This is a genomic window from Capnocytophaga sp. oral taxon 336 str. F0502 (assembly GCF_000411575.1).
Taxonomy (GTDB): domain Bacteria; phylum Bacteroidota; class Bacteroidia; order Flavobacteriales; family Flavobacteriaceae; genus Capnocytophaga; species Capnocytophaga ochracea.
Map to the genome: position 1 here is coordinate 335,360 of NZ_KE150488.1, position 16,272 is coordinate 351,631.

Annotated in this window: 12 protein-coding genes; 4 read left to right on the forward strand and 8 right to left on the reverse strand. The window is 41.6% G+C overall.

All coding sequences use genetic code 11. The annotated features are described in order from the left end of the window. Window positions 1–3: 3 nt before the first annotated feature. From HMPREF1528_RS01570 to HMPREF1528_RS01595, 6 genes are all read right to left on the reverse strand, one after another. The gene (locus tag HMPREF1528_RS01570; protein WP_016478356.1) at window positions 4–327 is read right to left on the reverse strand and encodes an iron-sulfur cluster assembly protein; all 324 of its coding nucleotides are present in this window, start codon (window positions 325–327) and stop codon (window positions 4–6) included. A 112-nt stretch (window positions 328–439) separates the two neighbouring features. Beyond that, window positions 440–859 carry a SufE family protein gene (locus HMPREF1528_RS01575; protein WP_016478357.1) on the reverse strand — a complete coding sequence of 140 codons (420 nt, stop codon included), beginning with the start codon at window positions 857–859 and terminating at the stop codon, window positions 440–442. Window positions 860–1,539: 680 nt separating this feature from the next. Continuing rightward, entirely contained in the window at window positions 1,540–2,826 is a 1,287-nt protein-coding gene (gene hemL, locus HMPREF1528_RS01580) for a glutamate-1-semialdehyde 2,1-aminomutase (protein WP_016478358.1), read from the reverse strand. Between the two features lie 61 nt (window positions 2,827–2,887). After that, a complete protein-coding gene (locus tag HMPREF1528_RS01585; protein ID WP_016478359.1) occupies window positions 2,888–3,814 on the reverse strand; it encodes a PfkB family carbohydrate kinase in 927 nt (308 codons plus the stop codon). 201 nt (window positions 3,815–4,015) lie between these two features. Then, the gene (locus HMPREF1528_RS01590; RefSeq protein ID WP_016478360.1) at window positions 4,016–5,377 is read right to left on the reverse strand and encodes an O-antigen ligase family protein; all 1,362 of its coding nucleotides are present in this window, start codon (window positions 5,375–5,377) and stop codon (window positions 4,016–4,018) included. After that, window positions 5,377–6,150: a glycosyltransferase family 2 protein gene (locus tag HMPREF1528_RS01595; RefSeq protein ID WP_016478361.1), complete on the reverse strand. Its 774-nt coding sequence runs from the start codon at window positions 6,148–6,150 to the stop codon at window positions 5,377–5,379. The genes HMPREF1528_RS01590 and HMPREF1528_RS01595 overlap by 1 nt, the downstream gene beginning before the upstream one ends. A 62-nt stretch (window positions 6,151–6,212) precedes the next feature. Between HMPREF1528_RS01595 and HMPREF1528_RS01600 the strand changes: the two genes are divergently transcribed. Both HMPREF1528_RS01600 and HMPREF1528_RS01605 read left to right on the forward strand, forming a co-directional pair. Continuing rightward, on the forward strand, window positions 6,213–7,376 hold the full coding sequence (locus tag HMPREF1528_RS01600) for a glycosyltransferase (protein WP_016478362.1): 1,164 nt from the start codon (window positions 6,213–6,215) through the stop codon (window positions 7,374–7,376). A 6-nt stretch (window positions 7,377–7,382) separates the two neighbouring features. Then, a complete protein-coding gene (locus tag HMPREF1528_RS01605) occupies window positions 7,383–9,320 on the forward strand; it encodes an LTA synthase family protein (protein WP_016478363.1) in 1,938 nt (645 codons plus the stop codon). A gap of 4 nt (window positions 9,321–9,324) precedes the next feature. Here HMPREF1528_RS01605 and HMPREF1528_RS01610 read toward each other — a convergent pair whose 3' ends face one another. After that, window positions 9,325–12,630, reverse strand: a complete 3,306-nt coding sequence (locus tag HMPREF1528_RS01610; RefSeq protein WP_016478364.1) for a DUF2723 domain-containing protein — start codon at window positions 12,628–12,630, stop codon at window positions 9,325–9,327. Between the two features lie 753 nt (window positions 12,631–13,383). Further along, window positions 13,384–14,619 carry a hypothetical protein gene (locus HMPREF1528_RS01615; RefSeq protein WP_016478365.1) on the reverse strand — a complete coding sequence of 412 codons (1,236 nt, stop codon included), beginning with the start codon at window positions 14,617–14,619 and terminating at the stop codon, window positions 13,384–13,386. 287 nt (window positions 14,620–14,906) lie between these two features. Between HMPREF1528_RS01615 and HMPREF1528_RS01620 the strand changes: the two genes are divergently transcribed. Continuing rightward, the gene (locus HMPREF1528_RS01620) at window positions 14,907–15,329 is read left to right on the forward strand and encodes a hypothetical protein (protein ID WP_016478367.1); all 423 of its coding nucleotides are present in this window, start codon (window positions 14,907–14,909) and stop codon (window positions 15,327–15,329) included. Window positions 15,330–15,378: 49 nt separating this feature from the next. Next, complete coding sequence (gene dinD, locus HMPREF1528_RS01625) at window positions 15,379–16,242, forward strand: DNA damage-inducible protein D (RefSeq protein ID WP_016478368.1); 864 nt, start codon at window positions 15,379–15,381, stop codon at window positions 16,240–16,242. Window positions 16,243–16,272 lie beyond the last annotated feature (30 nt).

The following is a 16,272-nucleotide window of genomic DNA, read 5'->3' on the forward strand; positions in this document are numbered from 1 at the left end:
TTTTTACAAAAATCCTAATTCAAGTTTCGCCACCTCACTCATCATATCCTGATGCCACGGCGGGTCAAAAGTGAGTTCTACAATCGTTTCGTGCACTTCGTCAATACTTTGTACCTTTTCCTTCACCTCCATTGGGAGAGACTCTGCCACGGGGCAGTTAGGCGAAGTGAGAGTCATTAATATTTTTACATCGAAGTCTTCGTTCACAAACACGTCATAAACAAGCCCCAATTCGTAAATATCTACGGGTATTTCAGGGTCGTATATCGTTTTGAGCACCTCAACGATTTCCTCGCCCAATTGCTCTATTTTTCTTTCTTCAGTCATTTAATTTTTCTTTTTAAAGAGATAAGTCTAACGCCTCAGAAATCTAATAAAAATATATCTGTTTGATTTGAATAGACTTGTTTAATTTCTACACCGCCAGGTGTATTCCTTCTTATCTATTCCCTAACACCTTAGCAGCATATCCCCTCATTTGCCCTATCATACTTACCAACCCATTCGCACGAGTAGGTGATAGATGGTCTTTCAGTCCTATTTTATCAATAAAACTCATATCCGCTTTTAGGATATCCTCAGCCGTTTGGTGAGAGAACACTTTCACTAATAAAGCAACAATCCCTTTGGTGATAATTGCATCGCTATCGGCGGTAAAGATAAGCTTACCATCTTCCTCTTCGGCGTGTAACCACACCTGACTCTGACAGCCTTTAATGAGGTACTCCTCCGTCTTGTACTTTTCGTCAATAAGAGGTAACGACTTGCCTAATTCTATCAGATATTCGTAACGTTGCGTCCAATCATCAAACAGCGAAAAGTCTTCAATAAACTCATTCTGAATCTGTTGAATAGTCATTTATGTTACTTTTAGGGCGCAAAGATATAAAACAAATAATAACTGACAACTAATAGCAAATATTTTAACGCTCTTTTAACGCTCCAAACAGCCTCTTGTCACGTCGCTACATTCCCCCTTTAAAGGAATATGTTTTCCTCCCTAATTCCTCCTTTGAAGGTAGCCAGCGACAGCTGGATATGTTAGAAAAGAGATATTTTTACCACATTACCTTCGTCATTCGTCATTCGTCTCTCGTCATTTCTTTCTTTTTTCCGTCGCTATATCCCCCCCTCTCCTTGGGAGAGGGACGGGGTGAGGATTCCTTTTCTTTCGCCACGAAACCCCGTTTTTACCATTTTTAGCGTTGCTGTATTATATTATGAGTCAATTATTTATATACCCTTTCTATACCAATCGTCCAAGATTCGTATAAGCTTCCTATAAGCTCTCTATAAGCTAACCCCACCCTTCTTATACTCTTTTTTCATCAAAAATCCTCCCTCTCCTCTTCTGAACTCCTCCGATATCTTTCTATGCTGGATATGTAACAGAGGAATATTTCTTTTCAAAGTGTAGGACGAAAATTCGCAAACCAATTTTGATAAGCTATAATAAAAAAACACTTTGTCAAAAAGTATCGTAGCAGTACGTGTGGTTAGAGACTTTGACAAAGTGTAGTATGACGCTAACTATGAGTGTTACAACTCCATAATTACTCTGTTGAGAGCTCCGATGGTCTTATCTAAATCTTCGTAAGTAAGGGCGTCGTTAAGGAAATAACTTTCAAAAGCGCTTGGAGGTAAGTAGATACCTTCGCGTAACATTCCGTGAAAATACTTGCGGAAACGTGCTGTATTGCTCTTTGCCGAGCTGGCGAAATCGGTTACGGGTTCTTCGGCAAAGAAGAGGGTAAACATCGAACCAAAGCTATTGATTTGGTAAGGGAACCCTGCGCGTTTCAGTACGTTGTCGAAGCCTTCGTGCAAGTAAGCTGTCTTTTTCGCTAAACTGTCGAACACCTCTGGTTGTTCATTCAGAGCTGTGAGCATTGTCAACCCAGCACTCATCGCCAAAGGATTTCCGCTAAGAGTCCCCGCTTGATACACGAGACCTTCCGGAGCTAAATAGCTCATCACCTCTTTGCTACCGGCAAAAGCCCCTACTGGGAGTCCGCCACCAATCACTTTTCCGAAGGTAACGATATCGGCTTTGATACCAAAGACCTCTTGCGCTCCGCCTTTTGCCAAACGGAAGCCGGTCATCACTTCATCGAATATCAAAAGTGCTCCGTTTTCGGTACAGAGTTGTCTCAATCCTTCCAAAAAGCCTTCGGCAGGAGGCACACAGCCCATATTTCCGGCTACGGGTTCGATAATTACGCAAGCGATTTGCTGTGGATTGGCTTCAAAGAGGGTTTTTACGGAGGCTAAATCGTTGTAGTTTGCTAAAAGCGTATCTTTAGCCGTGCCTTGGGTCACGCCAGGACTATTGGGACTACCAAAAGTTGCGCCACCACTACCAGCCTCGATGAGGAAAGCATCGGAATGTCCGTGGTAACAACCGGCAAACTTGATAATCTTCTCACGACCGGTATAGCCACGAGCCAAGCGAACGGCACTCATACAAGCCTCAGTTCCGCTATTCACAAAGCGAATCTTATCGATATGAGGCACCATTGAGACCGCTAATTCGGCGATTTGGACTTCGACTTCAGTAGGAATACCGAAAGAAGTACCTTTCTTGGCGCGCTCGGTTACTGCCTCAATTACCGGAGGGTAGGCGTGTCCTAAGATGAGAGGTCCCCAAGAGGCGATATAATCGATGTACTTGCGGTTGTCCTCATCGGTGAGATAAGCGCCTTGGGCTTCTTTGATAAAAATAGGGTGTCCCCCTACGGCATTGAAAGCGCGTACGGGTGAATTGACTCCGCCAGGGAGTACTTGTTGTGCGGCTGCGAATAGTTCGCTACTTCTTTTGTAAAGCATATCTTTTTAGGTAAGGGGTAAGGGATAAGAGGCAACAGACGATAGTTTTACTTCTTATCTCTTACTTAAGTTGAATGTCAAATTGAGTAAGGTCACGGAATTGTTGTAAACGGGTAAGGCGCTCGTCTTGGGTAAGGGTAAGCAGGCGCTCAGCTCCAAATTTCTCGATGCAAAACGAGGCGATGTTCGAGCCGTGAACAATAGCATTTTTTAGATTGCTGAACGAATAGTCGCGGGTTTTGGTGAGATAGCCTACGAGTCCGCCAGCAAAAGCATCACCGGCACCTGTGGGGTCGAATACTTCGGCTAAGGGGAGTGCTGGTGCAAAGAACACCTTGTCGTCGTGGAATAATAGCGCCCCGTGTTCGCCTTTTTTAATCACTACGAATTTCACACCCATTGCCATAATGCGCTGGGCGGCTTTCACGAGAGAATACTCTTTGGTAAGTTGTCGTGCTTCTTCATCGTTGATTGTAATCATATCTACGCGGGCGATTACCTCCATTAGCAAGTCCCAAGTGTGGTTCATCCAGTAGTTCATTGTGTCCATCACCACTAATTTGGGACGCGATAGCATCTGGTCGAGTACGTCCATTTGCAGAGTAGGGTGGAGGTTGCCGAGTAAGAGCACTTCGGCATCGCGGAAGGCTTCGGGTACTACGGGCTTGAAATTGGCAAGCACGTTCAGTTGGGTGTCGAGGGTATCGCGTTGGTTCATATCGTTACGATACTTGCCACTCCAAAAGAGCGTTTTTCCTCCGTGCACTATCTCAATGCCCGATACGTCGATATGGCGCTGGCTGAGGAGGTTTAAGTAGTCTTGTGGATAGTCGTCGCCTACGATAGAGACGACAGCTGAGGGGACTTCGAACTGAGCGGCAGCAAGGGCTATATAGTTAGCTGAGCCCCCCATAATAGCGTTGCTTTTTCCGAAAGGAGTTTCTATTTGGTCGAAAGCGATACTTCCGAGAATGAGTAGTTTATTCATTTAAAATAGGTAAAACCAGTAAACAGTGGATTTGTGGGTAATAGATTTCGGGGGCAAAGGTAGTGAAAAAAGTGGATAGAGAGAAGGGAATGGCGAAAAAAGTTTTATGAGAATAAGAAAGCTGAACAGAAGGGAAGTATAGGATAAAAATCTATAAAAGGAGGTTGATAGAGGAATACTTTTAAAAGAAGCAAAGAGAGGTTAAGTTTGTTTGGGAGGAATAAGGCAGAAGAGGAAAAAAGGAATGCAAATGGGTAAGCCCATTACGCCTTCGGTAGCATTGAAGATAGCGAAGGCAAGGAGTACGTAAATCCCTAAGAAATACTTGTTTTTGAGTCCGTAGTATATTACTAAAACGTGGAAAAGTAATAGGAAGGAGAGTCCTAACAAACCTTGGTCAGAAAGAGCTGTGAGGAAATCATTGTGAAGGCTATTGAGGTTGATGTTTAAACTGTGAATTAGCTGGGTTTCATAACCTGCACCTCCACCTATAAAGGGGTGTTCTTTAAAATGTACTAAGGCAGCTTCATTGACTTTAACACGTCCTTCATCATTAAAAAACGTAGTTTTAGTAATAATTTCTTTAGTAATCAAGCTTCCTATAACAAAAACTATTACTGTGAAAAGGGCAATCAGTTTAGGTTTTTTAACCCGTTTCATCAGTGATACCCAAACGAATAAAGACATCAGTATAAAGATACCTAAAATAGTTACACGAGCTTGTAAAATGAGCGCTATCATTGCCATCAAAAAAGTATACAGCAAAAACTGAAATGTATTGATAATCCTTCCTTTTTCTTCACGCCATAACCAGTAGCCCATAGTCCATATTACTAAAAATCCCCAAGCTATTTTACTGGGATGGAAGGTAATACTCCAAATTATTGGTTGATAGTAAGTAGCAAAGCCTGTATCAAGATGTTGCCCTAAGTAAGTTTTGTCTAGAGTTAAGAAGCTTACTAATGGTTTCCCTAAGTAGTGCATTAAAAAGATATAATCGGCTACTGTGAGTAGGAGTAACAAGAGTGAAATAAAAAAAGGAATATAAATAAACGCTCGGAGAATAGTTTTTTCAGGTCTATAAAAACAACTTATCACTGGCAAGAAAAGAAAAAAGCAATAATAATCTATATGATCAAAAGCAGTCGTCTTATCTGTTGCCCATAGAACACTTAATAGCTTCATTACTGTAAAAGCTAACAAACTGAGCATTATAGGGTGTGGCTTATAAAAAGTACGTTTGTAAATTCCATACCCCAAACAAAACAAGAGCAACACTATACTGAGCCCTAAATTAAGTTTGAAATTATATAGATAAGAAGCTACAATAGCTGCTGCCACCACCGCAAAGAGTCCTTCAAAGAAAGAAAGTTTTTCAAAAAGGATTTTTCGTCTTAAATAGATTTCTGCTACAACAACAACAACAATAACAGATAGAATTCCTCTAAAAGAATGTACATCCCAAAGAGCTTCTTCATCCAACTGAAAAAGTGTATAAGTTATAGCTAATAGTAGTAGTCCTACACTACCCCACGAAAAATATTTTTCAATTCTTTTTACCATTATTTTTGATTCTTTTCTTCTTCTCGTTTTAAAGCTTTAAAGTTCTCATATACTGATAAGGCTGAAACCTTACTGAGCAAAAAGCCTTCTTTACCATCTAAGACACCTAACTTGAGTATATACGTCTTAAAAAAAGCAAAACACATTTTAGTATACACCTTTAAGGCACTGTAATGTTTCTCCTTAGCGTACATTTCTTCTCCGCGCAATTTGCCGTACAGCACCGCTTTTTGTCTGTACGAATCATAGTCGCTTACCGAGTAATGTAACAGTTTGTTTTTAAGCACCCCTATACTACCTTCCACGGCAAGCGTCTCGTGTACCTTTCGCTCAGACACGTAATGGCATTTTGACTTGCGGAATAACCGGAAATTCTTATCTCCTTGTGTACCCGAATAGTATATAGGTTTCCCCGCAAAGAAAAATAACCTCCGAAAATAGTAAGCGTCTTTCTTGTCCGTACGGCTCAAGGTCTGTATAATCTCAGCTCTAAGCTTAGGAGTAATGCGCTCATCACCATCCAAAAAAAGCACCCAATCATTGGTTGCCTCCGCTAACGCCAAATTGCGCTGCTTCGCAAAATCTTGAAACTTATGCTGTATCACCTTTACTTTCGGGAAAGACTCAGCAATGCGTACAGTAGCATCCTTACTATAAGAATCCACTACTATGATTTCGTCGCAGAAGTCAAAACACGACAGCGCTTCAGCTATGTTTTTTTCCTCATTATAAGTGATAATCAGTCCGCTTACTTTTTCAGATATAGGTGACATTTTATTATTTTTTTGCAAAGATACTATTTTTTCTGTATTTTTGCATTTCAAATAAAAATATTATGCCCAACATCGGTTTTGTTCACGGTCGATTCCCTTATGGAGGGGGAGAGAAAATCACCTCTAATATAGCGCCATATCTCACAGCCTTAGGATATAAAGTGTTTGTGTTTTCTTCTCGCATCGCTCACCAAGAGCTTACCGACGAAGATAAACAATATATCACTTTTGTCGATATAGGCAAAACCCGCCTGTTTTCCCGCCCTAATGTGTCTTTAGCTGATAAAGTAAACGAATTAGGTATCGATGTTTTAGTTTTCATAGGCAAGAGTTTTAGCGCTTCTGGCGAAGGTATCTTTAAGAGAACTCAATGCAAATGTATCTTTGCTCATTATGGAGCTACCTTTTGGCAGTCCGAAAACGAATTGGAAAGCCTCAAGCAAAAAGCGAAGAAAAGTCTATTACACTTTCTCTATTTCTGGGGATTCAAGATACCTTCTTACCACTTGTACAGAAAAATTAGAATCGAAAAATACCGCGTTATCTACAATCATTACCACGCCTTTACCGTGCTCTGCGAAGCTTATAAAGATGAACTCACCCAAGCTCTACAACTCACCGATAATCACAAACTAAAAGCGATTTCTACCTCTATCCCTTCAGTACCTACTCCCTACTCTTTGCAAAAAGAGAACGTTTTGCTATACGTAGGTCGTATGTCCTATAAAGATAAACGTGTAGACCGATTAGTCTCTATATGGGAAATGATATATGAGCAATTTTCTGATTGGCAATTCTTTCTTGTTGGCGACGGCAAAGAGCTCCTTAAACTACGCGCTATGGTAGAAGAGCTTTCTCTACCTCGCATTACTTTCGTCGGTAAAACCGATGATATCTATCCTTATTACAATAAGGCTGCTATCTTCTGCCTCTCTTCTCAAATGGAAGGACAAGGAACTGTCCTAATGGAAGCCCAACAAGCTGGTGTCGTTCCTATCGCTTTCGACTGCTCTGCTGGGGTAAGAGGTATCCTCGCCCCTAATGGGGTGAATGGTATACTTGTAAAACCTTTCGATATGAACGATTACGCTCACCAACTTTCCGAATTGATGCATAACGCTTCTTTGAGAAACAAAATCCAACAAAATATCCTCCCTAAAGCAAATGACTATAGTATAGAAACAATCGTAAAACAATGGGACGAATTGTTTAAAACCATATTGTAATTACTTATGAAATCTTTCCGCACTACCGAATACAAAATCCTTACTTACCGACTAGCTTTAGTCTACCTATTTTACTTTTTAGCTCGCATCGCCTTTTATAGTTTCAATCAGGCGCACCTCAGTGTAGGCGGTATAGCCGACTTCTTGCACCTCGCTTTCTACGGCTTGCTATTCGATACTACCGCCATTATCTACGTGAACCTTCTGTTCATCTTCCTAAGTGTGCTCCCTCTGCTTATCAATACCAAGCCTACTTTCCAAAAAGTCCTCTTCTGGGTGTACTTCATTTGCAATATACCTGCTTATCTGCTCAATTTTATCGATATTGCTTATTTTTCATATAATAAAACACGCCTTACGACTAACGATTGGGCTTTGGTAGAAAACGAACACAACCCACTGACGCTACTCGCAGGCTTCCTGGTGCAGTATTGGGCTATTTTTGCTGTCTTTTTAGTATCAGTAGTGCTATGGGTATTCCTCTACAAGAAACTCCGTGTGAAAGAAGAAAATGTAATGCATCGAAAGCCTTACTTTATCACATCGGTAGTGGTGTTGGTGCTATTGGCGCCTATGCTTATTTTTGGTATACGTGGTTTCTCGTTCAAAAAAGGGGTGATTCCACTTACTGTGATGGACGCTAGCAAATATGCCCGCGATATCTCTCAAGTGAATGTACTACTCAATACACCATTTACCATTCTGCGCACTATGGGCAAAAACAAAGGTTTTAAAGAGTTTAAATTTACTACCGAAGACTATATTACCCAAAATATCAAACCAATCAAACAATATCATCGTAATATTACTAAACAGCCTAACATAGTAGTCATCATTCTCGAAGGAATGGGCGCTGAATATTTCGGAGTGATGAATCAAAATACTCATATTCCAAACTACCGCACTCACACGCCTTTCTTAGACTCTTTGGCACAACAAGGGTTCTATTTTACTAATATTTATGCCAATAGTGTTCATTCTATTGAAGGCATTTCGGCTATAACGGCAGGTATGCCTACCTTCCAAACCGCTTGGGTAAGGTCGGGCTATGCTCAGCGCAAAGTGTCATCTTTGCCCGAAATCGCACGCTCTTTGGGCTACCAAACGCTCTTTGCGCACGGTGCTACCAATGGCTCTATGAATTTCGATGGCTATACTCACCAAATAGGATATGAAACTTACTTAGGGCGCACTGAATTCAACGATGAGCGCTACTATAATGGCAGTTGGGGTATAGACGATGAACCCTTCTTGCAGTATTTCGCAAAAAACATCAACCAAATGAAGCGTCCGTTTTTGGCAACGGTTTTTACTCTTTCCTCTCACGGTCCTTATAAAGTGCCCGAACCCCTCAACAAGCGTTTTAATACCGGCGATATGCCTATGCATAACGTAGTGGAATATGCCGATTATTCCATCGGAAAATTCTTCGATACCGTAAAAAAAGAAGATTGGTATACGAACACTATCTTTGCCATTATCCCTGACCATACTACTGAAGATTATTATGATTATTACAAACAGAAGATAGCACACCACCGTTTGCCTATTATTTTGTTTAGCCCTAATAAAGCACTTATCCCACAGGGGAGCTCAGATGTATTGGGGCAACAAATAGACATTTTTCCTACTCTCGTAGATTTGATGGGGTACCAAAAACCTTTCCGCTCTTGGGGGCGTAGCTTGCTAGCAAACAAAGCAGATGAAACTCCTCGTGCTTTTGTTACCAATACGCAGTTCTATCAGCTTATTCAAGGTAATTTTATCTATGTATTAGACCTCCAAGGAGAAGTAGTTGGTGTATATGCTAAGGATGATTTAAACCTCACCCACAACCTCAAAGACCAAATCGCCCATAATGAAGAAATGAAAAAAGGCATCGCTGATTTGCGTGCCTTTATGCAAGATTTTATGAATAGAATCATTAATGATAAACTGCAATGATTACCTAATTTCCACTATCTTCCTCTGCTCCTGCCTGAACAAGCGTATCCACCTCCTCATCGATTAGCATCTTCATATACTCATCAAGCTCTTGCGATTTCATAAACGGACTTGCCTTCGCTCTGAGCACCTCTACTTGTCTTTCGTAAAAATCCTTATCCAAAGGCGCTATGAGCAATAATAATTCTCCATAGCGGTCTATGGTATACTGTATTCTGGCAGTATTAGCATATCGCTCATCTGGCGATAAGTGTGCGTAATAATTCAGTTCTTCTTGATATTTCCCAAATATCTGCAAAGCTAATTTACGAGCGGTTTCTTTCTCACCTACCTTAAAATAACCTTGTACAAAAGGATCGAGAGTGAAGTAATAGCCATAAGCCTCCAAAGGCATATGCTTCATTCCGATATCCAAGATATCTTTGGCTTTATTTAATTTGCCTTCTTCTATCAGTTTTTCGGTAAGACGTGCCAAATTACCGCGGAAGATAATACTGTTCTTACGCGTTTCGGGGTCTAAGTAAATACCTGCTTTACCCATATTGCCCCAATCCCATTTCTTTATGATGTCGTACATCAAATTACTGTCTATACGACCCATATCAAAGGGGTGCTTCTTATCGATTTCTGTTTTAATAGGCACAAGTTTGTACACCAGTCCATCTAATTGTAAGTACTCCTTCATCCAGATATACTCAGCAGAGTCCATACTACCTCCGGAGAAGTATATCGGGCGTTTCCAATCGTTATAAGCCAAAATATCTAGCATCACAATACGTGCTTTATCGATGGCACTAGGGAGCGTGATATCTATATAATCTACTATTTTATCAGCATCTTCGGGTCTTACAATACCGCTCTTTAGTACGTTTTCTTTATTTACAGGAATCCGTATTTTGTTCGTAGGGTAGTAGTTAAAGGTTCTACTTTCACTACTACTGCTACTGAGCTGTGTATTGGGGTCATCGCTGGTTACCCATTTCACAAAGTCTTTAATGTTCCAGCGGTTTTCGGTGCGTTTTTGGAAATACACCCCTTCACGTACCCCGTGAGCATATTGTTTGTGCACCATTTCACCTGGGATAGGACTACTTTGGTACGCTTGGCGCTTCATTTGGTCGATATACCAATCCGTTTGCAACAAGCTGGTATTAATTATCCGCACATCGGTGCGATAGCCTTCTATTTCTTGGGCATACCACAGTAAGAACGTATCGTTATCGCCAATGGTGAATATCATAGCGTCTTTATCTTTAGCTACCGAGCTCAAATAAGCGTCCGCAATAAACTCTGCCGAATACTTTTGCGAGCGGTTGTGGTCGTCCCAATTCTCACTTGCCATCAGCACAGGTACAGCAAGCAAACTCGCTACCACTGCCAAAGGCGCCCCTATTCGTGGCGAAAGCACCTTCTTAAGTGCGTGGAATAACGCGTATACACCCACTCCTATCCATATAGCAAAAGCGTAGAACGAACCTACTAACGCGTAATCTCGCTCTCGCGGTTCAAACGGTCGTTCGTTGAGGTATATTTTCATTGCCAAACCCGTAAAGAGGAAAAGCATCATCACTACCCACGTTTGGCGTTCGCTCTTCGTCGCCATAAAAAATAACCCTAAGAGTCCTAAGAGCAAAGGCAGGAAATAGTAAGTGTTACGAGCTTTATTGTTCAGCACGTCGGCAGGAAGGTTGTCTTGCGACCCAAGGCGGAAACTATCAATAGGCTTAATGCCCGATAGCCAGTTGCCGTGGTCATTCTCCATCTTGCCTTGTACATCGTCTTGCCTACCTATGAAGTTCCAAGCAAAATAGCGGAAGTACATATACCCAAACTGATACTCGAACAAGTAGTGCATATTCTTCCAAAAACTTGGCTTCTCTACTTCTATATAGTCCCGATATTCGGTAAGGAATTGGTCGTAACGCTCAGGCGGAAGCGGTTGTATTTGCATTTGCCTTTGCACTTCTTGTAAGAACTGATAGAGCTTCGGCTCGTTATACGCTTCTTCTTTTATTCTAAACGTAAGTAGTCCTGTGAGTTTCATATAATTTGCCGCGTGTTGCGCACTCCACATTCTCGGCAAAACACCCTCTTGTTTGCTATTCGACGCCATCTGAGCGTTTTTGTACTGATTCACGATGATGTATTTGCCTAAGGCATAATCGCGCTCGTATTTTGGCTTCGCATCTTCATACGGGTTCTCTTCGTCTAATCCAGCGTATTTATCCGAATACATAGGACCGTAGAACAAATGCGTTTCGGGGTATTGTTCAAGGTTGTAATAAGCTAATAGCAAACGCGCATCAGTCGGACTGTTCTCATTGATAACCGTATCAGCATTCGCGCGAATAGGTATCATTAGCCAAGACGAAAATCCTATAAACACAAACAACAAGCATAAAACGCCCGTTTGCAAGCGCACTTTGTTTTGCTTATAAGCGTAGTTCAGCGTAAAATAGAAGAACGCAATAACCGAGAGTCCCGCGATAATAGTCCCAGAGTTGAATGGCATACCGAAGCTATTCACAAAAAACACTTCCAAATAACCAAAGTACGCCAAGGTGTAAGGTAATATCAGTTTAAATATCAACAGCAAAATAGCGATAGAAACTACATTAGCAATGATGAAGTTCACTACCGTTTTCTTGTAGTTACTCTTGAAGAAATAAAGCATACCAATGGCAGGAATGGTCAGTAACGCCATAAAGTGCACCCCAAACGAAAGCCCCACTACTAACGAAATCAGTAATAACCAGCGGTCGCCACGTGGTTCGTGCAAACTGTCCGTCCACTTAATGCCCAGCCAAAACATAGCCGACATAAATAGCATTGCCATTGCATACACTTCTGCTTCCACCGCGTTAAACCAAAAACTATCCGAGAAAGTATAGGCAAGAGCCCCTACAACCCCACTCCCCAAAACAGCGATAAACTGTCCTTGGGTAAGCGTAGCAGGCGTTTTTTCTTCAACAGAATCGGTTCTCTTTAAAGCGATTTTCTTGGTCAAATTTACGATGATGAAGTACAAGAAAAGAACCGTAAAAGCACTCGATAAAACCGACATATAATTCACAAACAGCGCAATCTTATCCGAGTTGGGAGCAAAAGCAGCTATAAAAGCACCCATCATTTGGAATAAAGGCGCTCCAGGAGGGTGACCCACTTGCAATTTCGCTGAGGTAGCAATATACTCGCCACAATCCCAAAAGCTAACCGTAGGTTCTACCGTAAGCCCATAAGTGATAAGAGCTACGGCAAAAACAGCCCACCCCACAATGAGGTTATATTTCTTAAATTGATTATCTGTCATCAGTACTTTATATTTCAAAGTGCAAAGGTAAGAAACAATTACCAAATGAGCAAATTTGTCAATCAGATATAACCTCCTCACTCCCTCACTACATTCTCTTTTGGAGCCAGTTCGCAACAGCTGGGTCTATGCCCCGCAAAAGTAGAGTATGTGATAGGAGGGATATTTGTTATCACTATACTTTGCCAAAGGTGCGAGCCGCACAGGCAGTGTGAGCCACACAGGCTGTTGAATTAGCAAATTTGGAGGGTTTAGGAGCTCGGAAGAAAACGGAGAAGTTCGGAAGAGGGGAGGGAGGATTTTTGATGAAAAAAAGGTGTAAGGAGGGTGGGGTTAGCTTATAGAGAGCTTATAGGAAGCTTATACGAATCTTGGACGATTGGTATAGAAAGAGTGTGTAAAAAATTGATTAATAGTATAATACAATAACGCAAAAAATGGTAAAAACGAGGTTTCGAGGCGAAAGAAAGAGGAAGAGGCACTAGGACTTAGGCCATAGGCACTAGGGGGGAGTGTGACGGAAAAGGGAAGGGATAATTAGGGAATTAGCAAATTAGAAAATTAGTAAATGGGGAAGTGTGAGGTCTTAGGTCATAGGCAATAAGGGAAAAGTGTAATAGAAACATCCCCCTATTCACATACTCCGCTCTCGCGGGGCACATATCCAGCTGTCGCTGGCTACCTTCAAAAGGGGGAATGTGGCGACGGAAAGGTGGAGGTAAGATGCGGGAAGTTTATAAGATAGAAAGTCTTTTATTTTGTCCACGAGAAAAGGCGCATATCTCCTGCTTCTAAGGTATACGTTTTAGAGGTTGTCCAATTGACGGGGAGCAAGCGGGCTTCTTTGGTTACTTCTTGTACTTCGGCAGTGGCTTTTATCTCTAAGGGCAACGTTTTGAGAGGACTGTGGTTTACAATCATCAAATAGTAGCGTGACCCATTCTGCAAAAGCGAAACAGTTGCCCCTATATCGCCTGTTTTGAGGACTTCAAAGTTTTGGGGCAATACCAATCTTTTTGTACCTGCGGGAATGCTTTTGCCGGTATGCCATACGTTGAGCATCTTTGCTCCTACGAACACGCCGGAAAGTTTCTGTACTTCGGCATTGGCTTGCGCTAATCGGTAATAGGTAGCATTTTTAGAGCCATCGGGCGCAATAGGCGCTTTGTAAGTTAGGTTATTAGGGGGGGTGGTGTAGGTGAAGAACTGCATCAGTTGCGAACCATAGGCTAAGTTGGTGTACAGTTGCAAGCGGAGGTCGGCAAGAGTAGGTTCTGGATATCCGCCTTCACCGAGAGGGTGGGACGATGATAGCACGAGCGTCCATAGAGGAATGCGTAATTCTTTGGCTTTTGCCGAGAAAACTTCTAAGTTTTTATACCACAATCCGTTTACGGTTCTCTCTTTTGCTCCTTTGTTCAGTACGATAGGGTAGAAGGTAGAAGAGAGCATTTGCAGAGGGAGGGTGCGGGTAGCTTTTTCAAGATAAGCATTAAAGGAGGCGCCTAATTGCTTTTCGGAAGTGTCTATTGAGAGGAAATTCACATAGCAGATGCCTTTTTTATCGATTTGCTGAAAGCGTTTCATCTTCGCAGCTATCTTATCTAAATCTTTCATTGAGGGTTCGTCTGCCATAAACCAGCCCGCCACAGCAGGGTGGTCTTTTAGAGCTTTGATGGTTGCTTCGGTATCGGTAGAGAGTTCTGAGCAACTTACAATACTCTTCATTTGTAGGTTTTGCATCTTATTTAAAGCCTCTTTCACTTGGGCGAGGGTGGAATAATAGGTGTACATATTGTAATTTAAGCCTGCTTGTTTCATCTCTTGATAGGCTTCAGTAGAGGATTGAGGGGAGAGTCCTATCCACGCCATCATTGGAAAGGGGGTGTTGCTGGAGATAAGAGAGCCATTATCTTCGCTGTTATTGTCTTTTTGGCAACTTGTGAAAAGGCATAAAGCGCTTAAAGTGATGTAAAAAAATCTTTTCATTTGGGTAATATTTATGGTCTTGATAGTGCAAAAATACAAAATAAATTGTAAAAAAGGTGACAATATAAAAGAAAATGATTACTTTTGTCGCAATAGAAGTCGTAGCACGACAAGCAGTATCAGTCGCACAGGTGAAAAATTAGCAAATTTGTAAGTTAGCAAATGAAGAAGTGTAAACCATATAGGCAGTGTGAGCCACACAGACATTCGTAGCACGGAAGGCGGAAGAAAAACGATTTGAGAACTAAGAACTCACGAGTGAAAATTAAAAACTAAATAATAGAACAATGAAAAGAACGATTTTAATGCTCCTTATTGCTTTTGGAGCACTCTCTTGTAGTAAAGAGGAAATTAAGAGATTAGAAGGTAAGGTAGATGTTACCGTCTACGTAAAAGACAACAACGGTACGCCCTTAAAGAATTGGGAGGTATATGCTTACGATGAATGGGCGTGGGAACACAAAAGTGACTCGCACCCTACTTTTCACGCGAAGCGGTCGGCGACTGATGATGAGGGGATAGCCTCGTTTGTACTGAGTGTAGATGTGATTGATGAGCAAGAAGTGTATCAGTTTGTGGTGTATTACACTGAGGACAATGCAGGGAAGAAAAATCTTTCGGGCACTGAAATTACTAAGAACAGTTTGAAAACAGTGAAAACGGTTACCCTTAAAGCGAAAGAAAAATCAACGATTACAATTACGTTGTAGTAGTTATCGGATAGGTTTACCCCTTGAAACTTAAAAACGCTAAAACATTATGGATAAGAACAGTGTTTTACAGTACAAAAATCTGTTTGACGGCATTACTCATTATATAGAAAGTGAAGATGCCAAAGAGAAAATAGAAGTGTGGTTTGCCCGTGAGTTACAAACCATATTGGGCTATGCCCGATGGGAGAACTTTTCGGTAGCGATACACCGAGCAGTTGCTTCGTGTAAGTCGCAACAAATCAATGTAGATGACCATTTTCGTGAGGTCACGAAAATGGTCGAGTTAGGTAGTGGTTCCAAGCGTGAAATTATGGATTTTATGCTTACTCGTTACGCCTGTTATCTCATTGCTCAGAATGGCGACCCTAAAAAGGAGGAAGTAGCTTTTGCTCAGAGTTATTTTGCTGTACAAACTCGTAAGGCGGAACTCATAGAAGAACGGCTCAATTTACTCTCTCGTTTAGAAACACGCGATAAACTCAGAAGTGCCGAAAAGCAACTCTCACAGAATATTTATGAGCGTGGCGTTGATGATAAAGGCTTTGCGCGTATCCGCTCCAAAGGCGATACCGCTCTTTTTGGCGGACATACTACTGAGGATATGAAGCTGCGGTTAGGAATAAAAGCCAACCGACCTTTGGCAGATTTCTTACCAACACTTACGATTGCCGCTAAGAACCTCGCTACCGAAATGACCAATTACAATGTGGAAAGTAATGATTTGCACGGCGAACCTACCATTACACAGGAGCACGTACAAAATAACCAAACTGTACGACAAATGTTAGGACAGCGTGGTATCAAACCAGAAGAATTACCTCCCGCCGAAGATATTAAGAAATTAGAGCGCAAAGTAGCGCGTGATGAGAAAATGATAGCTGAACGCTCTCAAAAATTGCCTAAAAACTAAAATATATAATAAATTTACTTACTTTTTCTG

Excerpts from the sequence above, each read along its gene's own strand:
- HMPREF1528_RS01620 (WP_016478367.1), top strand. The coding sequence starts at position 14,907 with ATGAAAAGAACGATTTTAATGCTCCTTATTGCTTTTGGAGCACTCTCT.
- HMPREF1528_RS01575 (WP_016478357.1), bottom strand. The coding sequence starts at position 859 with ATGACTATTCAACAGATTCAGAATGAGTTTATTGAAGACTTTTCGCTG.
- hemL (WP_016478358.1), bottom strand. The coding sequence starts at position 2,826 with ATGCTTTACAAAAGAAGTAGCGAACTATTCGCAGCCGCACAACAAGTA.
- HMPREF1528_RS01615 (WP_016478365.1), bottom strand. The coding sequence starts at position 14,619 with ATGAAAAGATTTTTTTACATCACTTTAAGCGCTTTATGCCTTTTCACA.
- HMPREF1528_RS01600 (WP_016478362.1), top strand. The coding sequence starts at position 6,213 with ATGCCCAACATCGGTTTTGTTCACGGTCGATTCCCTTATGGAGGGGGA.
- HMPREF1528_RS01595 (WP_016478361.1), bottom strand. The coding sequence starts at position 6,150 with ATGTCACCTATATCTGAAAAAGTAAGCGGACTGATTATCACTTATAAT.
- HMPREF1528_RS01610 (WP_016478364.1), bottom strand. The coding sequence starts at position 12,630 with ATGACAGATAATCAATTTAAGAAATATAACCTCATTGTGGGGTGGGCT.
- HMPREF1528_RS01590 (WP_016478360.1), bottom strand. The coding sequence starts at position 5,377 with ATGGTAAAAAGAATTGAAAAATATTTTTCGTGGGGTAGTGTAGGACTA.
- HMPREF1528_RS01570 (WP_016478356.1), bottom strand. The coding sequence starts at position 327 with ATGACTGAAGAAAGAAAAATAGAGCAATTGGGCGAGGAAATCGTTGAG.
- dinD (WP_016478368.1), top strand. The coding sequence starts at position 15,379 with ATGGATAAGAACAGTGTTTTACAGTACAAAAATCTGTTTGACGGCATT.
- HMPREF1528_RS01605 (WP_016478363.1), top strand. The coding sequence starts at position 7,383 with ATGAAATCTTTCCGCACTACCGAATACAAAATCCTTACTTACCGACTA.
- HMPREF1528_RS01585 (WP_016478359.1), bottom strand. The coding sequence starts at position 3,814 with ATGAATAAACTACTCATTCTCGGAAGTATCGCTTTCGACCAAATAGAA.